The organism is Microbulbifer sp. TB1203 (genome assembly GCF_030997045.1).
Classification (GTDB): domain Bacteria; phylum Pseudomonadota; class Gammaproteobacteria; order Pseudomonadales; family Cellvibrionaceae; genus Microbulbifer.
Window position 1 is genome coordinate 5,018,938 of sequence record NZ_CP116899.1, and the last position, 23,158, is coordinate 5,042,095.

At 59.9% G+C, this 23,158-nt stretch carries 25 protein-coding genes and 1 tRNA gene; 13 read left to right on the forward strand and 13 right to left on the reverse strand.

Features of this window, described 5'->3' with window-relative positions:
- Positions 1-96: 96 nt before the first annotated feature.
- Positions 97-501, forward strand: a complete 405-nt coding sequence (locus tag PP263_RS21270; RefSeq protein ID WP_308366087.1) for a GFA family protein — start codon at positions 97-99, stop codon at positions 499-501.
- Positions 502-606: 105 nt separating this feature from the next.
- On the opposite strand, the gene PP263_RS21275 is transcribed toward PP263_RS21270, so the two are convergent.
- The 3 genes from PP263_RS21275 to PP263_RS21285 form a co-directional block, all read right to left on the reverse strand.
- Positions 607-1,020: a hypothetical protein gene (locus PP263_RS21275; protein ID WP_308366089.1), complete on the reverse strand. Its 414-nt coding sequence runs from the start codon at positions 1,018-1,020 to the stop codon at positions 607-609.
- Between the two features lie 68 nt (positions 1,021-1,088).
- Positions 1,089-1,880, reverse strand: coding sequence for an intradiol ring-cleavage dioxygenase (locus PP263_RS21280; protein ID WP_308366090.1), 792 nt, complete (start codon positions 1,878-1,880; stop codon positions 1,089-1,091).
- The gene (locus PP263_RS21285; RefSeq protein WP_308366091.1) at positions 1,873-2,334 is read right to left on the reverse strand and encodes a hypothetical protein; all 462 of its coding nucleotides are present in this window, start codon (positions 2,332-2,334) and stop codon (positions 1,873-1,875) included. Before PP263_RS21285 ends, PP263_RS21280 begins: the two co-directional genes overlap by 8 nt.
- Positions 2,335-2,480: 146 nt before the next feature.
- Between PP263_RS21285 and PP263_RS21290 the strand changes: the two genes are divergently transcribed.
- The 5 genes from PP263_RS21290 to PP263_RS21310 all read left to right on the forward strand — a co-directional run bounded on the left by PP263_RS21290 (position 2,481) and on the right by PP263_RS21310 (position 9,369).
- Complete coding sequence (locus PP263_RS21290) at positions 2,481-3,599, forward strand: S-(hydroxymethyl)glutathione dehydrogenase/class III alcohol dehydrogenase (protein ID WP_308368654.1); 1,119 nt, start codon at positions 2,481-2,483, stop codon at positions 3,597-3,599.
- A gap of 12 nt (positions 3,600-3,611) precedes the next feature.
- Entirely contained in the window at positions 3,612-4,454 is an 843-nt protein-coding gene (gene fghA / locus PP263_RS21295) for an S-formylglutathione hydrolase (protein WP_308366093.1), read from the forward strand.
- Positions 4,455-4,752: 298 nt separating this feature from the next.
- The gene (locus tag PP263_RS21300) at positions 4,753-6,969 is read left to right on the forward strand and encodes a S9 family peptidase (RefSeq protein WP_308366094.1); all 2,217 of its coding nucleotides are present in this window, start codon (positions 4,753-4,755) and stop codon (positions 6,967-6,969) included.
- A gap of 365 nt (positions 6,970-7,334) precedes the next feature.
- The gene (locus PP263_RS21305; RefSeq protein WP_308366095.1) at positions 7,335-8,732 is read left to right on the forward strand and encodes a selenium-binding family protein; all 1,398 of its coding nucleotides are present in this window, start codon (positions 7,335-7,337) and stop codon (positions 8,730-8,732) included.
- Between the two features lie 22 nt (positions 8,733-8,754).
- Complete coding sequence (locus tag PP263_RS21310; protein WP_308366097.1) at positions 8,755-9,369, forward strand: hypothetical protein; 615 nt, start codon at positions 8,755-8,757, stop codon at positions 9,367-9,369.
- A gap of 174 nt (positions 9,370-9,543) precedes the next feature.
- Here the strand turns inward: PP263_RS21310 and PP263_RS21315 are convergent, their stop codons facing one another.
- Entirely contained in the window at positions 9,544-10,011 is a 468-nt protein-coding gene (locus PP263_RS21315) for a hypothetical protein (protein ID WP_308366098.1), read from the reverse strand.
- Positions 10,012-10,085: 74 nt separating this feature from the next.
- On the opposite strand from PP263_RS21315, the gene PP263_RS21320 reads away from it, so the two are divergent.
- The 5 genes from PP263_RS21320 to pelA all read left to right on the forward strand — a co-directional run bounded on the left by PP263_RS21320 (position 10,086) and on the right by pelA (position 14,414).
- Positions 10,086-10,159: transfer RNA gene (locus PP263_RS21320), tRNA-OTHER, on the forward strand.
- Between the two features lie 373 nt (positions 10,160-10,532).
- Positions 10,533-11,681, forward strand: a complete 1,149-nt coding sequence (locus PP263_RS21325) for a slipin family protein (protein WP_308366099.1) — start codon at positions 10,533-10,535, stop codon at positions 11,679-11,681.
- Between the two features lie 166 nt (positions 11,682-11,847).
- Positions 11,848-12,093, forward strand: coding sequence for a hypothetical protein (locus PP263_RS21330; RefSeq protein ID WP_308366101.1), 246 nt, complete (start codon positions 11,848-11,850; stop codon positions 12,091-12,093).
- A 346-nt stretch (positions 12,094-12,439) separates the two neighbouring features.
- Positions 12,440-13,096 (forward strand): NPCBM/NEW2 domain-containing protein, encoded by a 657-nt coding sequence (locus PP263_RS21335; RefSeq protein WP_308366104.1) that lies wholly within the window; start codon positions 12,440-12,442, stop codon positions 13,094-13,096.
- Between the two features lie 130 nt (positions 13,097-13,226).
- On the forward strand, positions 13,227-14,414 hold the full coding sequence (gene pelA / locus PP263_RS21340) for a pectate lyase (RefSeq protein ID WP_308366105.1): 1,188 nt from the start codon (positions 13,227-13,229) through the stop codon (positions 14,412-14,414).
- Positions 14,415-14,553: 139 nt separating this feature from the next.
- Here pelA and PP263_RS21345 read toward each other — a convergent pair whose 3' ends face one another.
- Positions 14,554-15,156: a glutathione S-transferase family protein gene (locus PP263_RS21345; RefSeq protein WP_308366106.1), complete on the reverse strand. Its 603-nt coding sequence runs from the start codon at positions 15,154-15,156 to the stop codon at positions 14,554-14,556.
- A 175-nt stretch (positions 15,157-15,331) separates the two neighbouring features.
- Here PP263_RS21345 and PP263_RS21350 point away from each other — a divergent pair, with 175 nt between their 5' ends.
- Complete coding sequence (locus tag PP263_RS21350) at positions 15,332-15,955, forward strand: glutathione S-transferase family protein (protein WP_308366107.1); 624 nt, start codon at positions 15,332-15,334, stop codon at positions 15,953-15,955.
- Positions 15,956-16,260: 305 nt separating this feature from the next.
- Here PP263_RS21350 and PP263_RS21355 read toward each other — a convergent pair whose 3' ends face one another.
- The 5 genes from PP263_RS21355 to PP263_RS21375 form a co-directional block, all read right to left on the reverse strand.
- Entirely contained in the window at positions 16,261-16,524 is a 264-nt protein-coding gene (locus tag PP263_RS21355; protein WP_308366108.1) for a YdcH family protein, read from the reverse strand.
- A gap of 277 nt (positions 16,525-16,801) precedes the next feature.
- Positions 16,802-17,815, reverse strand: coding sequence for a cytochrome d ubiquinol oxidase subunit II (locus PP263_RS21360; RefSeq protein ID WP_308366109.1), 1,014 nt, complete (start codon positions 17,813-17,815; stop codon positions 16,802-16,804).
- Complete coding sequence (locus tag PP263_RS21365; protein ID WP_308366110.1) at positions 17,812-19,191, reverse strand: cytochrome ubiquinol oxidase subunit I; 1,380 nt, start codon at positions 19,189-19,191, stop codon at positions 17,812-17,814. Before PP263_RS21365 ends, PP263_RS21360 begins: the two co-directional genes overlap by 4 nt.
- A gap of 93 nt (positions 19,192-19,284) precedes the next feature.
- Positions 19,285-19,821, reverse strand: a complete 537-nt coding sequence (locus tag PP263_RS21370; protein WP_308366111.1) for a MarR family transcriptional regulator — start codon at positions 19,819-19,821, stop codon at positions 19,285-19,287.
- 71 nt (positions 19,822-19,892) lie between these two features.
- A complete protein-coding gene (locus PP263_RS21375) occupies positions 19,893-20,726 on the reverse strand; it encodes a DUF1853 family protein (RefSeq protein ID WP_308366112.1) in 834 nt (277 codons plus the stop codon).
- A 276-nt stretch (positions 20,727-21,002) separates the two neighbouring features.
- On the opposite strand from PP263_RS21375, the gene PP263_RS21380 reads away from it, so the two are divergent.
- Positions 21,003-21,896 carry a bile acid:sodium symporter family protein gene (locus PP263_RS21380; protein WP_308366113.1) on the forward strand — a complete coding sequence of 298 codons (894 nt, stop codon included), beginning with the start codon at positions 21,003-21,005 and terminating at the stop codon, positions 21,894-21,896.
- A gap of 266 nt (positions 21,897-22,162) precedes the next feature.
- On the opposite strand, the gene PP263_RS21385 is transcribed toward PP263_RS21380, so the two are convergent.
- Genes PP263_RS21385 through PP263_RS21395 form a run of 3 tightly spaced genes read right to left on the reverse strand, consistent with a single transcriptional unit; the run spans position 22,163 to position 23,078 of the window.
- Positions 22,163-22,453, reverse strand: coding sequence for a hypothetical protein (locus PP263_RS21385; RefSeq protein WP_308366114.1), 291 nt, complete (start codon positions 22,451-22,453; stop codon positions 22,163-22,165).
- Complete coding sequence (locus PP263_RS21390) at positions 22,447-22,710, reverse strand: Fic family protein (protein WP_308366115.1); 264 nt, start codon at positions 22,708-22,710, stop codon at positions 22,447-22,449. Before PP263_RS21390 ends, PP263_RS21385 begins: the two co-directional genes overlap by 7 nt.
- 29 nt (positions 22,711-22,739) lie before the next feature.
- Positions 22,740-23,078, reverse strand: a complete 339-nt coding sequence (locus tag PP263_RS21395) for a Fic/DOC family N-terminal domain-containing protein (RefSeq protein ID WP_308366116.1) — start codon at positions 23,076-23,078, stop codon at positions 22,740-22,742.
- Between the last annotated feature and the right edge of the window lie 80 nt (positions 23,079-23,158).

The following is a 23,158-nucleotide window of genomic DNA, read 5'->3' on the forward strand; positions in this document are numbered from 1 at the left end:
GAGATTTTTTTCCGTCTTTTAGGGCCGAATATATCCTAAATGGCCGCTACAGTGTGCCCGTCATTGATTCCATCCTTGAGCCAGGGAGACCCAACGATGAAAAAGACCTACTCGGGCAGCTGTCATTGCGGTGAAGTGCAATTTGAAGTGGATCTGGATCTGAGTGCCGGAACCGGCAAGTGCAACTGTTCCATCTGCACCAAACAGCGGGGCTGGGGTGCCATCGTCGCGCCGGGAGATTTTCGCCTGCTGCAGGGGGAGGCATCACTCAGCGACTACCAGTTCGGCGGCAGGGTGGGGCACCATTTGTTCTGCAAACGATGCGGCATCAGGCCCTTCGGGCGGGGATATGTGGAAGAGATCGGCGGCGATTATGTCTCCATCAACCTCGCCGCGCTGGACGATGTGGAACCGCGGGAGCTGATCGAGGCGCCGATAAAATATTTCGATGGCCGCAACGACAACTGGTGGTGCGAGCCGGCGGAAACCCGTCATCTGTAAGGATATGAACAGGCCCTAGAGAGTTTCGTGGGGCCAGATAGCCCCAACTTGCGCTTCTGAGGCCGGGAATAAGTAGCGGGGCCGCTCAGGCCTAACCTGGTGCCATTAAGTTTTGGCCTTGCGCCATCCACGGGGGTCCTGGTACACCCTCTGGCCCCGGTACATTTTTACGGGTGAAGACCTGTGTCGTCGAGACGAATCGTGCCGCGCCAGCTCTTCGCCGTAGATCAGTTCGTAGATATTCTTTTGGCGCGGCTCGTTCAGTATTAGTTGCCCTCGGTACAGGCGGGGCGGGGCCTCATCCCCGGTGAGGAAGGGCCTGCCTCGAATTTCCTCGAGCTTACCGATCAACTGCCGGGTTTCACTGTCCGCGGATTTCGCCTTTGCCCGTCCCAGTTGTTGCTCCAGGTTGTCATCGGAAAAGCGCAGGCAGATATCAAATTCCGCCTGCAGTCGCCTGCGCAGCCGGCGCAGGATGGTCAGAGCATCGGAAGTCATCAGCCAGTGGTTGTTTTTCATCGCTCGGCTCCCCTTTACCTGGTTGCAGTTACCTCTTTACCGATACAAGCAGGCAAGGTTCGGGCCAACTAAGTAACCGCTATACCCACGGTCAGTGTCGCCACATAACCGTTCTCCGAATCCCCCTCTATTTCCGCCATCTGGTAGCCAGTGCCGTCGCTGAACACATTGTCTTCGGAGAAACTGGTTACCGAGGTGTTTTGCCCCCGGCCCGCGTAGAGTTCGGAATCGTAGACCTCGCGGGTAATATCCTGGGGAAAGGCGATCTGCGAGGTGGCTGTTGCCGTGGAGCTGCTGTACAGAAACACCTGGAAGTGGATATGGGTGATGCGCCCGGAATACCAACCGGGGTAGATGGTCTCGAACAGTACCATGCCTTCGCTGTCCACATCCTGGATGCCGCGCATGAAGGTCTCGCCGCGGGTGTCGCCACCCGGCTGTGAATAGCCGGAGTAGAGGCCGTCCTTGTCGCAGTGCCATATGTAGACGGAGGCATTGGTGATGGGCGCGCAGTTGTTGTTTACATCCACCAGTTGCAGCGCCAGGCTGAGGGGCGCCCCGGTTTTGCCCTCGGTGATATCCGAGCGCACCATGGCGGAATTGCTCAGCACCGCCTGCAGCGGGTAGGGGCCTTCGGTCTCCTCGGGAATCAGCGTACAGGAACCTGTGCCGCTGGTACCGCCGCTGCTGCTCGAGCTGCTACTGCTGCTTGAACTGCTGCTGGATTCCGTGGAGCCGCTGTCGCTCCCGGATGAGCTGCTGTTGCCACAGGCAACGAGTACTGCGGCGCCAGTCAGGCCGCCCAGGGCGGCCAGTGCGCGGCGGCGGCTCAGGTCCATGGAGGTGCTTTCTTCACCCATTGATTGTCTCCTTCTTGCTTGAAACAGCCCTGCATTCACCGCGAATTTCTGCAGAGCCCCTATCGAAAGTCTCTTCGATCACAAACCAGCCGTTGGGGCAGTAGCGGGTTTCTGCGAGGATTTCCTCCAGCCGCTCCTTTGCCGTCTCTTCCGGGTTGCCGCGCATCCTGTTTTGCATTCCGCCGCCCGGTGTGCCGCCCATCGTACCGCCGGGGCCGCCGCCCATGCCGCCCGGTGTGCCGCCCCGGCCTCTGCCCGGGCCGCCGCCCATACCGCCTCCGGGCCCGCCGCGTCCCTGCTGCTCCATGCTCAGGGTCGCCTTGTAGGTAAAGAAACGGTTGCCTTGTTCGCTGATATCGGTGATCAGGGATTCGGAAAATACCGGTGGCATCTTCGGAGCCGAGCTGCAGCCGGCGGCGAGCGCCGCGCAGGCGACCAGTAGAAGAGTTCTCATTATTTATTCCCGTCGTTCCATGGATTTGTCTATCAGACCACAGCCGGCGCGGGGTGTTGGGTTAAGATGCGTTAACAATTGTTAATCTGGTATGGTGGCCGAAAAAGGCCATAAGGTACGTGTAAGGAGCTTCCATGAAGGATCAGGTGATCAGATGCAAGGCCGCTGTGGCCTGGGAGGCCGGTCAGCCGCTCTCCATCGAAACCGTCGAGGTGATGCCGCCGCAGAAGGGCGAGGTGCGCATCAAACTGGTGGCCACCGGCGTGTGCCACACCGATGCCTTTACCCTGTCCGGCGAGGACCCCGAGGGAATCTTCCCGGCCATTCTCGGCCACGAGGGCGGCGGTATCGTGGAGTCCGTGGGTGAGGGGGTCACCAGCGTGCAGGTGGGGGACCATGTGATTCCGCTGTACACGCCCGAGTGCGGCGAGTGCAAATTCTGCAAGTCCGGCAAAACCAACCTGTGCCAGAAAATCCGCGAAACCCAGGGCAAGGGGCTGATGCCCGACGGCACCACGCGCTTTTCCATCAACGGCCAGCCCATCTATCACTACATGGGCACATCCACATTTTCCGAATACACGGTGTTGCCGGAAATTGCCCTGGCCAAGGTGAATCCCCAGGCGCCGCTGAAGGAAGTGTGCCTGCTGGGCTGCGGCGTCACCACGGGCATGGGCGCGGTGATGAATACCGCGAAGGTGGAGCCGGGGGCGACGGTTGCGATATTCGGCCTCGGCGGCATCGGTCTATCCGCGGTGATCGGGGCAACGATGGCCGGCGCCGGGCGGATTATCGGTATCGACATCAACGAATCCAAGTTCGATCTGGCGCGCAAACTCGGCGCCACCGACTGCATCAACCCCAAGCAGTACGACAAGCCGATTCAGGAAGTGATCGTCGAACTGACCGACGGCGGCGTGGACTACTCCTTCGAATGTATCGGCAACGTAAACGTAATGCGCGCGGCGCTGGAATGCTGCCACAAGGGTTGGGGGGAGTCGGTGATTATCGGCGTGGCCGGTGCCGGCCAGGAAATCTGCACCCGCCCGTTTCAACTGGTAACCGGTCGCGTGTGGCGCGGCACCGCTTTCGGCGGTGTAAAAGGGCGCTCGGAACTGCCGGGCTATGTGGAGCGCTACCTGGCGGGGGAATTCAAGCTGGACGACTTTATCACCCACACCATGCCCCTGGAGGAAATTAACCAAGCCTTCGAACTGATGCACGAGGGAAAAAGTATCCGCAGCGTGATTCACTACGATTCATAAGGAAGGACGCAGATGAAACTCGAAGCTGTCAGCAGCACCAAATCTTTCGACGGCTGGCAAAAACAATTCTGTCACCACTCGGAAACCCTGCAGTGCGATATGCGCTTTGCGGTCTACCTGCCGCCGCAGATCGAGAAGGATACCAATTTCCCGGTGCTCTACTGGCTGTCCGGCCTCACCTGCACCGATGAAAACTTTATGCAGAAGGCCGGCGCTCAGCGTATGGCTGCGGAACTGGGCATTGTGCTCGTGGCCCCGGATACCAGCCCCCGGGGCGAGGATGTGCCGGACGATCCGGGATACGATCTGGGGCAGGGTGCGGGTTTTTATGTCAACGCCACCCAGGAGCCCTGGAAGCATCACTACCGCATGTACGACTATGTACTGAAAGAACTGCCCGAACTGGTGGAACAGCACTTTCCGGTGAACGACCGCCGCGCCCTCGCCGGCCACTCCATGGGGGGGCACGGTGCGCTGGTGATCGGTCTGAAAAATATGGAGCGCTACACATCGATTTCGGCGTTCAGCCCCATCTGCAATCCCATCGCCTGCCCCTGGGGAGAAAAGGCTTTTGCCGCCTACCTGGGAGCGGACAAATCCCTGTGGGAAGAGTACGACGCGACGGTGCTGCTAAGCCGCGCCGGGGAGCGGATTCCCATGCTGGTTTCCCAGGGGAATGCGGACGAATTTCTGGAAGAGCAATTGAAACCCCACGCGCTGCAGAGCGCAGCGGAAGCCAGTGGCTATCCGCTGAAGGTCGAGCACCACGCCGGTTACGATCACAGCTACTACTTTATCGCCAGCTTTATCGAACAGCACCTGCGCTTTCATGCGGATTTCCTGCTCAGGGGTTAAGTGGGCTTCAAGATTTCCCTTTGGCGGGTTGAATAAAAAATTATTTCAACCCAGTGAGAGTAATCTCCCAGAAAGGGAATTTTTTACCAATTGCCACCATGGCCGCCGTAGGGGCGAATCTTGTGTTCGCCCACTTACTACCGGGTCGGAAGGGAAGGGTATATCCTTCCCTTCCGCCTTATTAGTACTTTCCCTATGTCGGCCCCGTCAGCCACCTTCTCGGCTGGCACCGTCCTTGCCTCCGGATTAGAATCTCTCGAAACACTCAACCCCCGTTCACCGTAAAACGAGATTCCCCATGAGAAGAAAGCTTCTGTTTCTACTGGGCTGCACTTTTGCCGGTTTTTCTTCTGCCGAACAGCTCACCATCGAGAGAATATTCTCCGATCCCGCCCTGAGCGGTACCTCGCCCCGCGCCCTGGAATACTCTCCGGACGGCAGCCGGGTCACTTTCCTCAAGGGGCGGGAAACCGATTACAACCGCTATGACCTCTGGGAATACCATATCGACGACGGCGAGACCCGCATGCTGGTGGATTCCGATTCCCTCCACCGGGGAGAGGAGGTGCTCTCCGATGAAGAGAAGGCCCGCCGTGAACGCCAGCGTATCTACGGCAGCGGCATCATGGAGTACACCTGGTCCGACGACGGTAAATCGCTGCTGTTCCCCCTCGCCGGCGATATCTATTATTACGATCTGGGAAAAAAATCCGTGCGGCGGCTGACGGAAACCGAGGCCTTCGAAACCGACGTTCGTGTGTCGCCCAAGAGCAGCTATGTTTCCTTTATCCGCGACCAGGATATTTTTATCGTCGACCTGAAAACTGGCAGAGAACGCCAGCTAACCCGCGACGGCGAGGGGCCGCTCAAAAACGGCATGGCGGAATTCGTCGCCCAGGAGGAAATGGACCGCATGACCGGCTACTGGTGGTCGCCGGACGACCGCCATATCGCCTACCTGCAGGTGGACGAGTCACCGGTGGACGAAGTGACCCGCAGCGAAATCTATGCGGACCGCATCGACATGATCCGGCAGCGCTATCCCGCCGCCGGCCGCCCCAACGTGAAAATCAAACTGGGAGTGCTGGATATCGACTCCGGTGAGACCCGCTGGCTGGATCTGGGCAAAGACGAAGACATCTATATTCCGCGCGTGGATTGGGCGCGGGACAACCTGCTCAGCTACCAGTGGCAGAGCCGCGACCAGCAGACCCTGGAATTGCGCCTGGTGGATATCGTCGGCAACAAAACCCGCACCCTGGTTAAGGAAAACAGCGATACCTGGATCAACCTGCACAGTGACCTGAAATTCCTGGAAGACAGCGACCGCTTTGTCTGGGCCTCCGAGCGCAGCGGCTACAAACATCTGTACCTGTACAATCTCGACGGCAAACTGATCCGCCCCCTGAGCGCGGGCGAGTGGAGTGTCGACGCTCTCGCCGCCGTCGACGAAAAGAACGGCCGGGTTTACTTTACCGGGCGTATGGATACGCCGCTGGAACGGCACCTCTACGCGGCGGCCCTGCATACCGAGACGCCGGAGAAGCCGCAGAAGATCTCCAGCCGCCGCGGCATGCACCGCATCGAGTTTGCCCAGGATGGCTCCGGCTATCTGGACGACTTTTCCAGCATCGATACCCCACCCCAAGTGAGCTTGCACAGGGCCAGCGGTGAGCGCATCACCTGGTTGGAAGAGAACGCTGTGAAGGAAGGCCACCCGCTGTTCCCATACAAAAAGGACTGGATCCGCCCCGAGTTTGGTTCTGTCGATGCGCCCGAGGGCCACAAGCTCTACTACCGCATGTACAAACCCAGCGGCTTCGACCCGAAAAAACGATACCCGGTGATGGTCTATCTCTACGGCGGCCCCCACGTGCAGCTGGTGACCAACAGTTGGGACAAGCCTTTTAACCAATATATGGCGCAACAGGGCTATATCGTGTTCACCCTGGACAATCGCGGTTCCGCCAATCGCGGCAAAATGTTTGAAGATCCCATCTTCAAACGCATGGGATCGGTGGAAGTGGAAGACCAGGTCACCGGAGTTAAATTTCTGCGCACACTGCCCTATGTGGACGCGGAGCGCATCGGTGTCTATGGCCACAGCTACGGCGGTTATATGGCGCTGATGACCATGTTCAAGGCCGGCGACTATTTCAAGGCCGGGGTGTCCGGAGCGCCGGTTACCGACTGGTCCCTGTACGACACCCACTACACGGAGCGCTATATGGGCAATCCCAACAGGGACGGCGAAGCCTATGAGGCCTCCTCGGTATTTCCCTATGTGGATGGCCTCAAGGGCTCACTGCTGATCTACCACGGCATGGCGGACGACAATGTGCTGTTTACCAATACCACCAAGTTGATCAAGGTGATGCAGGACAAGGGCATACAATTTGAATTGATGACCTACCCGGGTAAGAAACACAGCCTGCGCGGCAAGCAGACGGGTATCCACCAGTACAGCATGATCAAGAGTTTCTTCGATCGGCAGCTGAAGGGTGCAGCACAGTAATCAATCAACTGGGCGACCCTGCTGCCGATGGCTTTTGCGAGACACGCTGCGAATACCTCCATGTACGCTCGGCGTGGCATCCATGCCTCCAACGGTCCCGCAAAAAGCCCCCGGTAGCAGGACCGCCCGAGTCCTTAACTTAGTGCCATTGAGGTCTGTGCCCGGATTTTTATAGACGGCGGGATTTTATTCCGCCTGCCCTTTGTAGTCTTGATTGCCCCTTCTGCAAATTTTCGGCGGAAAGAAAGGCGTCGCAATTCCCGCTATCGACTTCTCCTCGCGATCAGCGATCATCAGCTGTTCCTATACTGCAAACCTCACCGCTATTTTTCGCTATCTCAAATTTCTCAGGGAGGTTTGTCTCCATGGCGCTGTGGAAACCCGACCCGTCGTTCTATCCCTCGGCCAAAATGGCAATGCAGGCGCCGCCCGAGCGCCACGCCTATGTGGCGGCGCTTAATCCGGACGGTGGAGAAAAACCCGACGCCATCTGTGTGGTCGACCTGGACCCGGATTCCGCGACCTACAGTCAGGTGGTTGGCGAGCTGGAGTTGCCCTATGTCGGCGACGAACTGCATCATTTCGGCTGGAACGCCTGTAGTTCGGCACTATGTCCGTTTGCGCCGCATCCGCACCTGGAGCGGCGCTACCTGGTGGTGCCCGGGCTGCGCAGTTCGCGTATCTATATCATCGACACCAAGCCGGATCCCCGGCAGCCGCACATTGTAAAAACCCTGGAGCCGGAGGAGGTCATCGGCAAGTCCGGTTACAGCCGTCCGCACACAGTGCACTGCGGGCCGGACGCGATTTACATCTCCGCCATGGGCTCGGCCAAGGGGGACGAAGGTCCCGGCGGTATTTTCATGCTGGACCATTTCAGCTTCAGTGTTGTCGGCCCCTGGGAGCTGCACCGCGGCGATCAGGAACTGGCCTACGACTTTTGGTGGCACTTGGCGGAAGATGTGCTGATCAGCAGCGAGTGGGGAAAGCCATCGCAGTTTGAAAACGGCCTGGTGCCGGAGGATCTGCTGGCGAACAAGTACGGCCACCGCATCCATTTCTGGGACCTGCGTAAAAGACGCCTTGCCCAGAGCATCGATATAGGCGCCGAACACCAGATGCTGCTGGAACTGCGCCCGGCCCACGACCCGACCAAGGACTACGGTTTTGCCGGAGTCGTCATCAGTACCGAGGATCTGTCCGCATCCGTATGGACCTGGTATCGCGAGGGCGGTGAGTGGAAAATGAAGAAAACCATTTCCATTCCCGCGGTGCCGGCGGATGAGGAACCCCTGCCCGAAGCGCTGAAGCCGTTCAAGGCGGTGCCGCCGCTGGTGTCGGATATCGATCTCTCCCTCGACGACCGCTTCCTCTACGTGTCCTGCTGGGGCACCGGTGAGCTGCACCAGTACGATGTGTCCGATCCTTTCAATCCCCGGCTCACGGGTAAGGTGGAGATCGGTGGAATCGTCGCCAGGAAGGGGCACCCCAAAGCGGACAGGCAATTGCTCGGTGCGCCGCAGATGGTGGAGATCAGCCGCGACGGGCGCCGGGTCTATTTCACCAATTCGCTCTACAGCACCTGGGACGACCAGTTTTATCCCGACAAGATGACGGGCTGGATGGTCAAGGTGAATGTCGATCCATCTGGAGGGATGGAACTGGATCCCGATTTTTTCATCGACTTCGGGAAAACCCGCGTACACCAGGTAAGGCTGGAAGGTGGAGACGCTTCTACCGACTCATACTGTTTCCCTTCCTGAGGGACTCAGCCCCTGGCTGGTCATGATTGCCCTCGGCGCCTTTCACGGGCTCAACCCGGGAATGGGCTGGCTGTTTGCCCTGTCGCTGGGATTGCAGCAACACAGCGGGCGGGTCATCTGGATATCACTGTTTCCCATTGCGATCGGACACGCCGCGGCGATTGTCGCCGTAGTGTTGATCGTGCTTGCGGGACTGCAGGTGATCTCATTCCACAGATTGCAGTGGCTAACCGCTGTACTGCTGTTGGGATTCGGCATCTACAAACTGTTCAACTACTATCGCCACCCGCGTTGGGTCGGCATGAAGGTGGGGATGCGCGACCTGTTGTTGTGGTCATTTCTGATGGCTACGGCCCATGGCGCCGGTCTGATGGTCATTCCCGCGCTGCTGGGGGTGGCGGCGGAACAGAAATCCCATCATGCCGGCGGGCATCCGGCGATGCCCGAGGGAGGGGCCATGTTGTTGGCGGTGGGTGCCCATACCCTGTCGATGTTGCTGGTGATGGGGGCCGTCGCCTGGATTGTTTACCGCAAGCTTGGCCTGAGTGTACTGCGGCAAAAGTGGATCAATTTTGATTTGATTTGGGCGGTCGCCCTGCTGGTTGTCGGTGGTGTGGCGCTGTGGATGGCGATCTGAACATGAGGACGAGACTTGAGATCTTCTGCAGCCAGCCAAAAAAATCTCTCCCTGTTGTCACAAAGAATTTTTTTCAGGTGTTTTTAAAAAACTATTGACAGTCTGATGGAGGAGCGTAATATGCGCGCCCTCTCAACGAACAGATTATTTTTGAGCACTGAAATGCCATTGATGCTAGGAAAACCAAATACAGCGCTTTGCTGCGAATATTTCGCGGCGCAGTGGCCTGTGCGAAAAGATTTCGTTTAGTGCGCTTTCTCTCGGGAAGGCGTTGGCCTTTCCGGAGATGGGAAACCCAAGTGGATTCCAAAAGCCCGGAAAGTCAATTTCCGGGCTTTTTTTTGCCCAAAATCCGGAGTGCAACCGTGTGGTGTAACGATCTTTATCCGTACACAGAGCCCGCGGGCAGTGATTTTGCCCACTGTGGATTTGTGTTGCCTGTGAGAAGGCAGCTCCCGGTGACAGAAAATCCGTACCGGGAATTTGATAACTATTTTCTATAGCGCGCTGGGTGACCGGCGCAGGTCGCCGGTTGTGTGGTTTTTCTGAACCCCGTTCGGTGATCCGATCGGGGTTTTTTGATTTTTGGGCGGGGAACCGCCCGTTACCGCGTTTATCGACAATCGGCGCGAACAGCGGCACTGGGTCCAACTCCAGGCTGGCGCGGCGGCCCCTGGCTGGCCGTGTACCGATCGCGGCCGATGCGATAGGCACCTTGCTATCTAGCTCAGAGGTAGAGCAGCGAATTTGTATTCGTTGGTCGCGGGTTCGACTCCCGCGATAGCAGCCACGTCGACTCCAAATCGACTCTTCGGGAAGGCCGGGAGGCCGGGGTTCGAATCCCCACATGCCTGTCACGCATGCAGAATATCCACCCAGGGGGCCACTGCATCGCGCGCAGTTTGCGCGATGCGCTGCCCACGACGTCGCCGCCGGCGGGTCTGCCCGCCGCGCGACGCGAGTAAGCCGGAAACACAGCGCGCCAGGAGGCGGTACACACAGGAGGTGTGCGATGTGCGACGGCCGATGCCCGAGAGACAGCACCGGGGAGTGCTGTCGTTCGCCCGGTTGGCACAAACCGGCGGCCCCGCCGCGGGCAGGTGGCTCCCTCTTTATTTTTGCTTTCGGGCTTACCGGAGGCGCGATCTTCAAGGAGAGATGTTATGAAACTTTGGAAGACTATCGATGTAGCGGACAACCAGCGCGCGCTGTTATTCCGGCGCGGACGCTACCAGTCGCTGCTGATGCCCGGCCGCCACCGGATCAATTTGTTCGGCGGGAACGTTGCGGTCGAGCACTACGATGCCACCGAACTGGTGATGTCGCGGCCGAATATCAAATACCTGTTGCGCGAGTACGCATCGCTGGCGGAACACCTGGCCCATTACGAGACCGGCGACCGGGAGGTGGCGCTGGTGTACCGGGACGGCAAACTGGCGGAACTGCTGGGCCCGGCCAGCGCCCTGACCCTGTGGAAGGGAATCGATGCGATGCGCGTGGAATCGATCGATATCGATGCCGAGGCGGCAGTCGCTCCCCACCTGGTCGCATTACTGGGCAAGGGATTGCCGATGCGCCTGCTGCGCAAGGCGCAGGAGCTGCTGCACTACGTGGAGGTTCCCGACCGCCATCTGGGCCTGCTGCAGGTCAACGGCAAGCTGGAAAAGATGCTGGAGCCCGGCAGCTACGCGTTCTGGAAGCACGGCCGCAACCTGTCGGTGAAGCTGGTGGATCTGCGCCTGCAGGCGATGGAGGTCAATGGCCAGGAAATCCTGACCCGCGATCGGGTTTCCCTGCGGGTAAACCTGTCCGCCGGCTACCGGGTGGTGGATACGCGCACCGCCGTGGAAACCCTGAGTGACTACAGCGCGCATATCTACCGCGTTTTGCAACTGGCGTTGCGCGAGGCGGTGGGTACCCGCCCGCTGGATACACTGCTAGAGAACAAGGACGCGCTCAACAGCGAGATCCGCCAGGCGGTTGCCGGGGGCCTGCAGGCCTCGGGTATCGAGCTGGTCGACGTCGGAGTCAAGGACATCATCCTGCCCGGTGAAATGAAGCTGATCCTGAACCGGGTGGTGGAGGCGGAAAAGGAGGCGGAGGCCAACCTGATCCGCCGCCGCGAGGAAACCCAGGCGATGCGAGCGCTGCACAACACCGCGAAGATGATGGACAACAATCCGACCCTGGTGCGGCTGAAAGAACTGGAAGCGCTGGAGCGCGTGACCGGCAAGATCGACCGGATCTCCGTTTACGGTGGCCTGGACGGCCTGATGAACGAACTGGTCAAGTTGCGCGGTGTGGGATCTTAGCGAAAGCCACCGGGAAACCGGTGGCTTTTTTTTGCCTGGCGTCATATCCCTTTCTTTGACTGATGAAGTGTTAGCGCAAACAAACTGTCGTGATAACATCCCCGTTCTAGGAATGGAACGAGCCCGCAAGGCTTTTCCCCAGGCTTAAAACAATAAGCAAAACGAAATGGAATATTCACCGCTATCCCGGGGCTGGGCCCTGCCTCTCGGCTCCCTGTTTTTCATCTGTGCTCTCTACTGGAACGGCCACGGCAGCGACCTGGGGTATTGGACCAGTTGGATGCAGCAGATGGCCCAGGGCTACCAACATGCCCAGGCCAATTACCCACCCCTGCTACTGCACTGGTTCTGGCTGCTGGCAAAAATATTCGACTTTGCCGGATTTGAATATCCACCGGTTTCCCCCGTATAGCTGAAGTTTTTTGTATTGCTGCCGGTTTTGGTCACACAGCTGTGGCTCTGTCACCGGGTGGAGCGCTCGCTGTGCGAGAGAAATGTACAGCCGTTGAAGAGTCCGGTGTTTTGGGCTGTGGTGGCGAGTCCGGCGCTGCTGCTGGATGGTCCAGTGTGGGGGCAGGTGGATCTTTTGCCCTTCCTGCCCATGTGGCTGTCCCTGGTGTACGCCTTTCGCGCGCGTTTTTTTATTGCCGGTGCCGCATTCGCGTTGGCGCTGCTGTGGAAATTCCAGGCCATCGTCATCCTGCCGGTGCTGGCGGGGCTGTTTATGCGACGCTGGCGCCTGCAACATACTGCTGGTATTGCCCCTGGAGGGCGATGCCATCTGGCGGCAGCTCTCCTGGCTGGTAGTTGTTCTCACCTTGTTTGCCCTGGCAACTCTGGGGCTGGGGCTCCGCCTGCCCACCTCCGTGAAGATACCTCACGGAGGTGCCATAGCCGCCGCAGTGGTGGGCGGTTTTATGACTGTGCAGGTTTACCAGCTCCACAGCCTCAACCGGGTGGAGTTCGACCGCCTGGGGCGTGTCTACCTCAGCGATATCAAGGAGTCGTACTTCCACCAGGACTGGGGGCGTTTGAGCCGCGACGCCAGCGTCAATAACGATCCGCTGAACATCTACGGCCGGAATTTTGACAAGGGGCTCGGGGTACACGCCTTCTCGAAAGTAGCCTACCGCATTCCGGAGGGGGCAAACTTCTTCCACAGCTACTACGGGCTGGACCGCGCCGGCGAGAGCGGCAGTGTGCGCTTCAGTGTCCTTCTGGACGACCGCACCGTCTGGTCCAGTGGCGCCGTCGGCTGGCAGCCCCCGCGGCAGGTGCTGCTGCCGCTGCGCGGAGCACGCGAGATAGCACTGCAGGTGGACGGCCTGGGCAGTATCACTTCGGATCACGCGAATTGGGCGGAAGCGGGGCTCTGGCAGACGGCGCCCGGGGGCAGAATCCTGGCTCGCCAATAGGTGGGATTGGGCCCCAGACGGAATTTGCGCTGGAAACATTGGCCTGACCAGTGCAATAATGTTGCCTGACAATACCGTGCCCCCTGCGGCGCAGCGATAAACCCCGCGAGAAGAGATAAGAACCCGAACCATGAAAACGTACAGGCTTCTGTCGGTCGGATTACTGGTGCTGGCAACCGTCGCCTGCAATGCGAAAACCCCGGACGAACGTCGGCCCGCCGAAACCATGGCCGACTATCGGGAACTGTCCCGGCAGCTGCGCGAGATGGACCAGCAGCAGATGGCATCAGAATTGCGCCGCGCCGGGCTGCAGAAGCCGGCAGCGGCCATTAAGGCCAAGTACTTCGGCTTCGACCCGAAGCAGAAGGTGGACTTCTACCGCACCGCAGAGGGGCGGCGCATTGCGGATATCGTGCTCAGCTACCAGACCCCGTCCGGCGGCTGGTCCAAGCGCACCGATATGAGCACCGAGCCGCGCAGGCCGGGCCAGGCCTACGGCACCGAGAAGAACTATATTCCCACCTTCGACAACAATGCCACCAGCACCCAGTTCTGGGTGATGGCCAGCGCCTTCAAAGCGACCGGAGACGAGCGCTACGCGAAAGCCGCCGAGCGGGCGCTGCAATTGATACTGCTGGCGCAATACCCCAGCGGCGGCTGGCCCCAGTCCTTTCCACTGCGGGGCAAGTACCACGACCTGATCACCTTCAACGACAAGGTGGTGTGCGACCTGCTGAAAATCGTCAGCGCCGCCGCGCGGGGGGAGGAGGGGCTGGACTTCCTGCCCGCGCCCCTGCGGGAGCGCGCCGCGGACAGCCTGCAGCGGGGCCTGCAGATGATCGTGGACGCCCAGGTTGTCAGCGATGGCCGCGCCACCATCTGGGGCGCCCAGCTTGATCCGCAGACACTGGCACCCGCGGCCGCCCGGGCCTTCGAGCCGGTGGCCCTGTCGACCGCGGAGAGCGCGGAGCTGGTGCTATTTCTGATGGAGCTGAAAGAACCGACCGACGATGTCAGGAAGGTCATAGAGAGCGCGCACCAGTGGTTCGCGGAAAACCAGATTCTCGGTTACCGCTGGGAAAAGGGGCAGCACGACTACCGGGAGCTGGTGCCGGATGCGGATGCCAACCCCCTGTGGGCGCGCTTTTACGAACCCGGCGGCGACAACAGGCCGGTGTTCGGCGATCGCGACGGCAAGGTGTATTACGATGTCCGGGAGCTGTCCCTGGAGCGCAATCTGGGCTACGGCTGGTACACCAAACACCCGCACAAGGTGTTGAAAAAATTTGCCAAATGGCGGCAGCGGCATAGCGGTTAGTCGCGGTTTATTACCTCTTGTGACCTCTATATCGTCAATGTAGGAGCGGCGGGGCGGCCATCCGCCCATGGCCGCGATTGAATTTCGGGAAGGCCCCAGCATCAATCGCGGCCATGGGCCGCTCCTACAAAAGAAGGGTTTATTCCCGCAACCTGGTCGCGACAAAACTGTCGCGACTCTCCAGCTTGTCCGAAAGCTCCGCCAGTCGCGGATGCCCGCTGCGCCAGTCGATCTCCGGGTGGCGGAAATCCGCATAAGCCAGCGCGCAGGCCAGATTGATATGGGCCAGAGTCAGTTGCTCTGGCAGTAGATCGAGATGTTCCGCCAGGTAATCGAGAGTGCGCGCGGTGGCGGCCTGGTACCGCTGCCACCAGAAGTCGGATTTCAGCCCCTGTTGGTCCCGCCCTTTTTCCACCCGCAACAGCACCAACGTATCGATCAGGCCGGAACAGACGGAGTAGAAAGTTTTCAGTTCCCAGTCCTTCTCCATCGGCTGTCCCAGCCGGCCGTCTCCCAGTTCCCTATCGAGATAAGCGCAGATCACCTCGCTGTCCATAATCGGCCGGCCGCTGTCCGCGATCAGGCAGGGCACTTTGCCCAGCGGGTTGCTGGCAATAAATTCGCCGGCGTTGTCGAAGGGATGGGATACCTCTTCGCGCAGTTTTTCTTCCAGGCCGTGCTCGCGCAGTGCGATACGAGCGCTGCGGGCGTAGGGGGAGGCGTGGGTGAAGTAGAGTTTCATCGAAGACCCCTGTTGCAGGATGTGAGCACAGTGTGCTGAACCGCGCCGTCGTTGTCGACAGCGGGATGGGTTTTTGCGACGGGTTGCCCGTCGCGCAGCTATTACCGGTAATAGTCCGCATGTTTTACTGGTGCCTGCTGTTAGCATCAGCAATTCATCAATGGAGGAAAGCCCAATGACCAAGGAACTCGTTCTTTACACCAACCCCCAGTCCCGTGGCCGCATCGCGCGCTGGATGCTGGAAGAAGCGGGGGTGCCCTACAGCACGGAAATACTGGAGTACGGCGGCAGCATGAAATCACCGGAGTATCTGGCCATTAACCCCATGGGCAAGGTGCCCGCTATTCGCCACGGGGACCAGGTGGTAACCGAGGGGGCTGCTATCTGCGCCTACCTGGCGGAAACTTTCCCCGAGGCAGGCCTGGCGCCGCGGCCGGAGGAGCGCGCCAGTTATTACCGCTGGCTGTTTTTTGTCGCCGGTCCCATGGAAGCCGCGATCACCGACCTCAAGGTATTCGGTGTGGAGCCTGAGCCGGAAAAGCAGATGATGGCGGGCTATGGCAGCTACGCCGCCGTGGTCGACAACCTGAGCCACTGGTTCAAGACCAACGCCTATGTGACCGGCGAACGCTTTACCGCAGCGGACGTGTATGTGGGGGCGCAGGTCAACTGGGGGATCAGTTTCGGCACCCTGGAGAAGCGCCCGGAGCTAGTCGACTACGCCGCCCGCGCCGCCGACCGCGATGCCTTCCGCCGCGCCACGGAAATGGACGAGGCGCTGGTGAAGGAAAAGGCGTAACGCCTTTTTACCTCTGCCCCTGTAAGAGCCTGTTTAGAATCTCGCGAAGAACTCTCCAGGTCGGGAGGGGTGCCTCTTTTCGGGACCGTATGAGGCAGGGATGCCGATTACGAGCGTACAGGGATGTATTCACAGCGTGTCCCGGAAAGAGGCACCCCTCCCGACCCCGCGCTGGACGTGCAGCACCGTAGATCGCAAACAGGCTCTAAGAGTGGCTGCCGGCGACGGGCTGCGAACCCGTTCGCGGCCAGCGGCCGCTCCTACAGCGGTGCTGAGCCGGCCCAGGGGCGGGCAGAACCTGTCTCTCAGATAGCTGGCTGGCCCGCGGCGCCATTGGCGATAAGGTGGTACAGGTGCTGCTTCAGGTAGGCGCGCCGTTTCTTGAGGCTGTTGTAGTGCTCGTCGTCGGTGCCGATGCCACTCTCCTGCAGGCCGCGGATTTCCTTGTCGAGCCGCTCGTACTCCCGTCTGTCGATTCTGAACCCCAAGTCCTCGGCAGCCAGGCGTTTGATGGTCTCAATATACTCGGGGAAGTCGTGTTCGAGGGTGTGGGCAGTTATCGTCGGCATGGAGGCATCTCCTTTGGCTGGAAATGGGGGCCGCCAGTCAATGGTAGTGTGCCCGAGGGGTCGCCCGCCTGTCGACGCAATCAGGCGTCAGTCGGGGCAGGCAAACCTTCACACTAAGCTAAGTGATAATTCTTCTCATTTAGAGTGGGTCCCAGGCGCACCGAAGTCGTAGGATGGGCAAAGCGCAGCGTGCCCATCAGGCGGCCAGTGATGGGCACGCTGCGCTTTGCCCATCCTAAGGGTATCGTTGTCCCCTGCTTAGTTCGGACCACTGAGCTCAGTGATAGTGCAACTCGGTCGCCTTGCCGTGGAACACCCTATACGCATAGATGGTATAGGCCAGTATCAGGGGCACCACGATCACCGCGCCCACCAGGATAAATATCAGCGATTCGGTGGCGCTGGCGGCCTCCCAGATGGTGATTTTACCCGGCACGATTTCCGGGAAGAAACTGAACGCCAGGGCCGTGAAAGACAGAAGAAAAATCAGCAGCACATTCACAAAGGGAATCCAGCAGTGCCGGTCATCCACCTTCGGCAGGCGCCGGAGCAGAATCTCGTTGGCGCCGAAGGCGAAAAAGCACAGCATCGGAATCAGCAGCACAAACATCACCAGCGGAAAAGTGAACCAGCGGTCGAATACGCCGGGGTTGACCATCGGGTTGACCAGGGAGACCGCAACCACACCGACAAAGGCCGCGCGCCCGGCGAGGTGTGTCCAGCGAATCGCGCGGCTCTGCAGTTTGCCCTCGGTTTTCATAATCAGCCACGCGGAACCGATATAGCTATAGGCCGCGGTCACACCCAGCGCGCTCAGCGCGGAAAACAGCTGCGACGGCCAGCCGGGCTCGAAGCCCATCACATATTGGCCGAGCATATAGCCCTGGGTCAGGGTGGTGAGCAGCGAGCCGATCTTGAAAGTGCGGTCCCAGGCGAGCTTGTGGTTCACTGCCGCCTTGGCGCGGAAGTCGAACGCGACCCCGCGCAGTATCAACCCCAGCAGCATGATCGCCACCGGAATATACAGGTGGGTCAGGATAAAACTGTGCGCGATGGGGAAGGCGATCAGCAGCAGTCCGATCGCCAGCACCAGCCAGGTCTCGTTGGCGTCCCAGAAGGGGCCGATGGAGGCGATCATGGTGTCCCGCTGCGCCTCGTCTTCCTCCCCCATGGGCAGCAGAATTCCCACGCCCAGGTCGTAGCCGTCGAGCACCGCGTAGAGCAATATCGCCAGCCCCATCAAGCCGATAAAAACAACCGGCAGCCATTCGCTTGCAGTGAGTTCGTTCATTGTGTGTTGTCTCCAGCGGATTGCGGCAGGTTGGTGAGGTTGCCACCGCGGATAGGCTCCGCCGTTTCGAATTCCTCGACTTCCACCGATTTCAGGGCCATCACCCGCAGGGTGTGGATATAGGCCCACATCAGCACCACGTAGACTGTCAGGTAGAGAGCCAGGGAAAAGCCCACGTTGGATGGCGGCACCGGCGTTATCGCGTCGGCGGTTCTGAGCACTCCGGTCACCAGCCAGGGCTGGCGCCCTATCTCGGTGACATACCAGCCGGCGAGGGTGGCCAGCCAACCGGAGAAGGTCATCGCCACCACCACCTTGAGCATCCAGCGGGGCAGTTCCCCGCGCCGGTACAGAAGCCAACAGCCGGTCCATGCCGTCAGCAGCATCAGCACGCCGACGCCGACCATAATGCGAAAGCCGTAGAAGAGTGGCGCCACCGGCGGGTGGTTGTCTTCGAAATCATTGAGCCCCTGGACTTCGCCATCGAGGGTATGGGTCAGGATCAGGCTGGCCATTTTTGGAAGGGCTATTTCGAAATGGTTGCTCCTGGTCTCCTCGTCCGGTACCGCAAACAGGAGCAGGGGGACGCTCGTTTCCGTTTCCCAGATCCCCTCCATGGCGGCGATTTTTTGCGGCTGGTGTTCCAGGGTGTTGAGCCCGTGCAGGTCGCCGACAAATACCTGAATGGGGGCGAGGATTGCCGCTACTATCAATCCGGTTTTCAGCGCCAGGCGCGGCGCCCGTTTCTCGTCGCCCTTGAGGATGCGGTAGGCGGAGAGCCCGGCGACAAAAAAGGACGCGGTGAGGCCGGAGGCCAGCAACATATGGGTCAGCCGGTAGGGGAAAGACGGATTGAAGATCACTGCCAGCCAGTTTGCGGCATGGGCTACGCCATCGCGCATCTCAAAGCCGGCCGGTGTCTGCATCCAGGAGTTGAGCGCCAGAATCCAGAAGGCGGACAGGGTGGTGCCTATGGCCACGATCAGTGCGGAAAAGGTGTGCACCTTGCTCGGCACCCGGTTCATCCCAAAGAGCATAATCCCCAGGAAGGTCGCCTCCAGGAAAAACGCCGTCAGCACCTCGTAACCCAGCAGCGGCCCAGCGATATTGCCCACGGTTTCCATGTAGCCCGGCCAGTTGGTGCCGAACTGAAAGGACATGGTGATGCCGCTGACTACGCCCAGGGCGAAGTTGAGCGCGAATACCTTCACCCAGAAGCGGTAGGCGCGCATCCACACCGGATTGTCCGTCTGGTCGAAGCGCAATTTGAAAAAGAAAAGAAACCAGCCCAGGGCGATGGTGATGGCGGGGAAGAGAATATGGAAGCTGATATTGGCTGCGAACTGAATTCTCGACAGTATCAGGGTGTCCAGCATAAAGACCTCTGCGGTATCGTGGTCGGGACTTGTGTGCTCCCCTCTCCCTTCTGGGGAGAGGGGCCGGGGGAGAGGGGACCCAGGATCTACCCCTCAGCTCTTTCTACCTTTGAGCGCAAGCAGCTTGCTGAGCCCGGATCCCAGCCTCATCAGTTTTAGCAGGTCCTTCTGCTCCAGCCTGCTCAAAGTGTTGGCAAACCGGTCCAACAGTTCCAGCAGGTCGTACACCTCTTGCATCTTTTCCTGCGCCCGGGCTTCCTGCTCGTCTTGAGGGTCGTTCAGCAGCAGCTGGCGCAACAGTGACAGGGTAGGGTCCAGCTCGCGCTTGCGCCGCTCCTCGAACACGGTGCGCGCCATATCCCAGATGGAGCCGGCGGCGGTAAAGTAGTCTTTCCGGTCCCCGGGTAAGTGATGCAGTTCCACCAGGCGCCATGCCTGCAGTTCCTTCAGTCCCATGCTCACATTGCCGCGGCTGATCTTCAGCGCCTGGGCCAGCTGGTCTGCGTTCAGAGGCTCGGATTGGATGGTCAGCAGCGCCAGCATCTGCCCGACGGTACGGTTGAAGCCCCAGCGGCTGCCCATCTCTCCAAAATGCAATACGAAGGCCTGGGCCTGGCTGGTCAGCTTCATGGGTTTCTTAAGTTTCAGAAATTTCTGAAAATTATAAAGATAAAGGGGTAGCTGTCAATCCTCCCGACGGGCTATCGAAGGGTATCCAGTGCGGATTGATACCAGCCGTCGGGCACGATAAAGCCGCGGGTCCGCTCCCGGCCACCGATGAGCCCTGCGACGCAGAGCGGTCTGTGCAGTCCTTCGCTTTCGAGTATTTCCGCGAGCGCCGCGCAGGAGCGGGATTGCAAAACCCGGTAGCCCCGATCCGCCAGCCAGCCCTGTTTGGGCAGTGTCACCCAGTGGTAGGCTTCGGTGACAAAACGTTGCCGGAACTCGCTCGGCGCCGCCCACCAATGGCTGGTGGGATTGATGTCTGCGTCCAGCGGCTGGTTCCTGTCACCAAGGCGGCGAAACAGACGGCCGGGCATCAGTGTCCACTGGCGCTCGATCAGAATGCCCTGCTGCTGCAGGATTTTTTTCGCCGCCGGCTGTTCGATCACCGGCAGCTGGTGATCGCGCATCCGCGCCAGTTTGATATCCAGCCGGTCGTGCAGGCCCGGGCCAACCCAGCGGTCATTATCCACCTGCAGATAAAACTTTATCGCCAGCTCCCAGTGCTCGGTGCTGTCGGTGGGCAGGTGCCGCACCACAAAGTCCAGTTCGCCCAGGGTGCGGCCGCTGTGGCGCAAAGGCAGATTGCGCTGACGTAATTCGTAGTGGGGGTGGTGGGTGAAGGCAAAGCTCCAGAGGTTTTCAAAATACACACCCAGGCGCTTGCTCGGCCCGCTTGCGACAAAGGTCTCCAGCTCCCGCTGCAGTCTGTTGCGGATTTCCTCCCGGGAGAAAAAGGCCGACAGCTGCTCCCGGCGTTCATCGGGGAGCCAGGGCAGGTTCCAATCCCTGACAATGGAGGGAGTATTCACCGACCAAATTAGGTTGGTCCAGTGGTTCGGGACTGAATCCGCTCGAGCCATTGGTCGCCTCGACGAGTGGGGCAGCTGCCGCGGCGCTTTCCGCCGAGCTGTGCTAACTTTCATTGCGAATAAAAAAGTAACTGCTCACCCCTGTAGGAGCGGGCCATGCCCGCGAACAGAGGCCGATCGCGGGCATGGCCCGCTCCTACAGGGTGATTCCCTTAATCCAATGCAGGTTTCCTGTGAGTGAGTAGTTACTAAAATAATGCCTTAAAGGAGGCCGGTGTGGAATCAGGACCATTGATCTCGATCGGCCTGCCGATCTCCCTGTTTATCATCATGACCGGTATCGGCATGACCCTGACCGCCCGGGATTTTCACCAGGTGACGGTGAAACCAACCGGGCTGATCGTTGGAACCATTGCGCAAATCCTGGTGATGCCGCTGGTCGCCTTCGCCCTCTGCTGGGCGCTGGGCCTGCCGCCGGCCATAGCAGTCGGGCTGGTGGTTATCGCCGCCTGTCCCGGCGGCACCACCTCCAATCTGTTCACCTTGCTGGCGCGCGGGAATGTGGCGCTGTCGATAGTGCTGACGGTTTCCGCGAGCATGATCACTATTCTGACCCTGCCGTTCTTCACCAATTACGCACTGCAGACTTACTTTGGTACCCAGCAGGAAATCGTACTGCCGTTCGGTAGGACCGTCGCCATGCTGTCCGCAATAGTTCTGCTACCGGTGGCCATCGGCATGGTAATGCGCGCTTTTCTGCCCCAACTGGCGAGCCGCGCCGAGGGGCTGGTGAGTATTTTTGGCGGCCTGGTGCTGGCGGTGCTGGTGGCGGCAGTCATTTATGGGATTCGAGACCGCTTCTTGGATTTGCTGATTCAGGCCGGGCCCTCGGCGGTACTGCTCAACCTGCTGGGCATAGCGCTGGGGCTGCTCTCCAGCCGCGCCACCGGCCTGTCCCGGCGCGAAGCGCTGGCGGTGGCCACCGAACTGGGCGTCAAGAACGGCACCCTCGGCCTGATGGTGACACTGACGTTGCTGCACTCCAGCGAGATGTCGATTCCCTCCGCCGTCTACGGCGTGCTGATGTTTCCGATCGGCTTCCTGCTGGCGGCCTATGGTCGGCGGGTTATTCCCGCGGGCAAGGGCGCCGCAGCGGCCGAGCCTGCCTAGAACTCACCTCCGGGCCGCGGAGCTCTTTACCAAAAGCGTGCTGAAGGTTCCAACCTGGGAGCGCCGAGCTCCAGCTCGGCAACCTCCTCCGGAGTCATGGCGCGCAGTACTGTGGGCGATGGTCCCAAGCTCACCCCCTGTCTCAGTGTTTCGTTTTTTTGCGACTGCTTTGCAGGCGGTGCCGAGCTGGAGCTCAGCGTTCCCAGGGGCGGAGCTGGTTCGTCTTCAACGCACTCCGGGCAAAGAGCTCCGCGGTCCCGGGGGGACTATGGGGTATTGTATTGGTTGAAGTGGTCGTTGTCGGTGGTGACCAATTGCATCAGTTTCGGGTGCACGAACAGTTTTTCCTTGCCGGCCTGGATCTCGTTGAGCACGCCGATTTCGGCGAGTTTTTTCAGGTAGCTGGAGGCGGTCTGGCGCTGGGCGATGCCGACGTCCACCAGGTTGTGGATGCGGCAGTAGGGCTGCTCGAAAAGGATCTGCACCAGTTCGTGGCTGTAGATCAGGATTGGCTGGGTCAGCAGCTCCTTTTCGATCAGGTAGAGGGTATTCAGCACCCGGTGCGGCCGTTGCCGTCGATAAAGGGGTGTATGGCTTCGAACTGGTAGTGGGCTACGGCCATGGTGACCAGCGGATCCAGTTTTGAGGATTCGCTGTGCATAAACTGCTCCCAGTTGCCGAGGAGATCGCGGATCAGAGCTTCGCCGGCGGGCGGTGTGTAGATGATCTCGCCGTTGGCCGTATTGGCGATGGTGGTGCCGGGAACCCGGCGGATATCCATCTGTGTGCCCTTGATGGTGGAGCAGACGGCCACTGCGGTGGAGGTATTCAGTGGGCGATGGTTCAGTGCCCGGAACCCTCGTAGAGGGCGGTGCGGCAGCGCAGGGCTTCCCTGGTGGCGGGGTCGGCCTGGCTCTCTTCGCCGGCGTAGCGGAACAGCTTGTCGCTGGTGGTCACGATATTCTCGATTTCCGAACTGTCCTTGGCTTCCAGCAGCGTCAGGGTGTTGATCAGCAGCGCCTGGTTGGGCAGCAGCTCGGCCGCCTGTTTCAGCTCTGCCAAAGCGGCGCGCGCGGGGATACAGGCCTTGAGGACCTCTGTGTTTTCCAGTTCGGTGGCCGGGGGCAGCGGCGGGAGCTGATTGTACGGCCGAGCGGGGTCCCAGCTTTCATCAATTGTCATGTTCAAATTTCTTGTAAATTTCGACACTTGATGCGGCTTATGTCGATGCCGTCGACATGTCCAGCCTTCATGTTGAAATT

Excerpts from the sequence above, each read along its gene's own strand:
- PP263_RS21270 (WP_308366087.1), top strand. The coding sequence starts at position 97 with ATGAAAAAGACCTACTCGGGCAGCTGTCATTGCGGTGAAGTGCAATTT.
- PP263_RS21275 (WP_308366089.1), bottom strand. The coding sequence starts at position 1,020 with ATGAAAAACAACCACTGGCTGATGACTTCCGATGCTCTGACCATCCTG.
- PP263_RS21280 (WP_308366090.1), bottom strand. The coding sequence starts at position 1,880 with ATGGGTGAAGAAAGCACCTCCATGGACCTGAGCCGCCGCCGCGCACTG.
- PP263_RS21285 (WP_308366091.1), bottom strand. The coding sequence starts at position 2,334 with ATGAGAACTCTTCTACTGGTCGCCTGCGCGGCGCTCGCCGCCGGCTGC.
- fghA (WP_308366093.1), top strand. The coding sequence starts at position 3,612 with ATGAAACTCGAAGCTGTCAGCAGCACCAAATCTTTCGACGGCTGGCAA.
- PP263_RS21300 (WP_308366094.1), top strand. The coding sequence starts at position 4,753 with ATGAGAAGAAAGCTTCTGTTTCTACTGGGCTGCACTTTTGCCGGTTTT.
- PP263_RS21305 (WP_308366095.1), top strand. The coding sequence starts at position 7,335 with ATGGCGCTGTGGAAACCCGACCCGTCGTTCTATCCCTCGGCCAAAATG.
- PP263_RS21310 (WP_308366097.1), top strand. The coding sequence starts at position 8,755 with ATGATTGCCCTCGGCGCCTTTCACGGGCTCAACCCGGGAATGGGCTGG.
- PP263_RS21325 (WP_308366099.1), top strand. The coding sequence starts at position 10,533 with ATGAAACTTTGGAAGACTATCGATGTAGCGGACAACCAGCGCGCGCTG.
- PP263_RS21330 (WP_308366101.1), top strand. The coding sequence starts at position 11,848 with ATGGAATATTCACCGCTATCCCGGGGCTGGGCCCTGCCTCTCGGCTCC.
- pelA (WP_308366105.1), top strand. The coding sequence starts at position 13,227 with ATGAAAACGTACAGGCTTCTGTCGGTCGGATTACTGGTGCTGGCAACC.
- PP263_RS21345 (WP_308366106.1), bottom strand. The coding sequence starts at position 15,156 with ATGAAACTCTACTTCACCCACGCCTCCCCCTACGCCCGCAGCGCTCGT.
- PP263_RS21350 (WP_308366107.1), top strand. The coding sequence starts at position 15,332 with ATGACCAAGGAACTCGTTCTTTACACCAACCCCCAGTCCCGTGGCCGC.
- PP263_RS21355 (WP_308366108.1), bottom strand. The coding sequence starts at position 16,524 with ATGCCGACGATAACTGCCCACACCCTCGAACACGACTTCCCCGAGTAT.
- PP263_RS21360 (WP_308366109.1), bottom strand. The coding sequence starts at position 17,815 with ATGAACGAACTCACTGCAAGCGAATGGCTGCCGGTTGTTTTTATCGGC.
- PP263_RS21365 (WP_308366110.1), bottom strand. The coding sequence starts at position 19,191 with ATGCTGGACACCCTGATACTGTCGAGAATTCAGTTCGCAGCCAATATC.
- PP263_RS21370 (WP_308366111.1), bottom strand. The coding sequence starts at position 19,821 with ATGAAGCTGACCAGCCAGGCCCAGGCCTTCGTATTGCATTTTGGAGAG.
- PP263_RS21395 (WP_308366116.1), bottom strand. The coding sequence starts at position 23,078 with ATGACAATTGATGAAAGCTGGGACCCCGCTCGGCCGTACAATCAGCTC.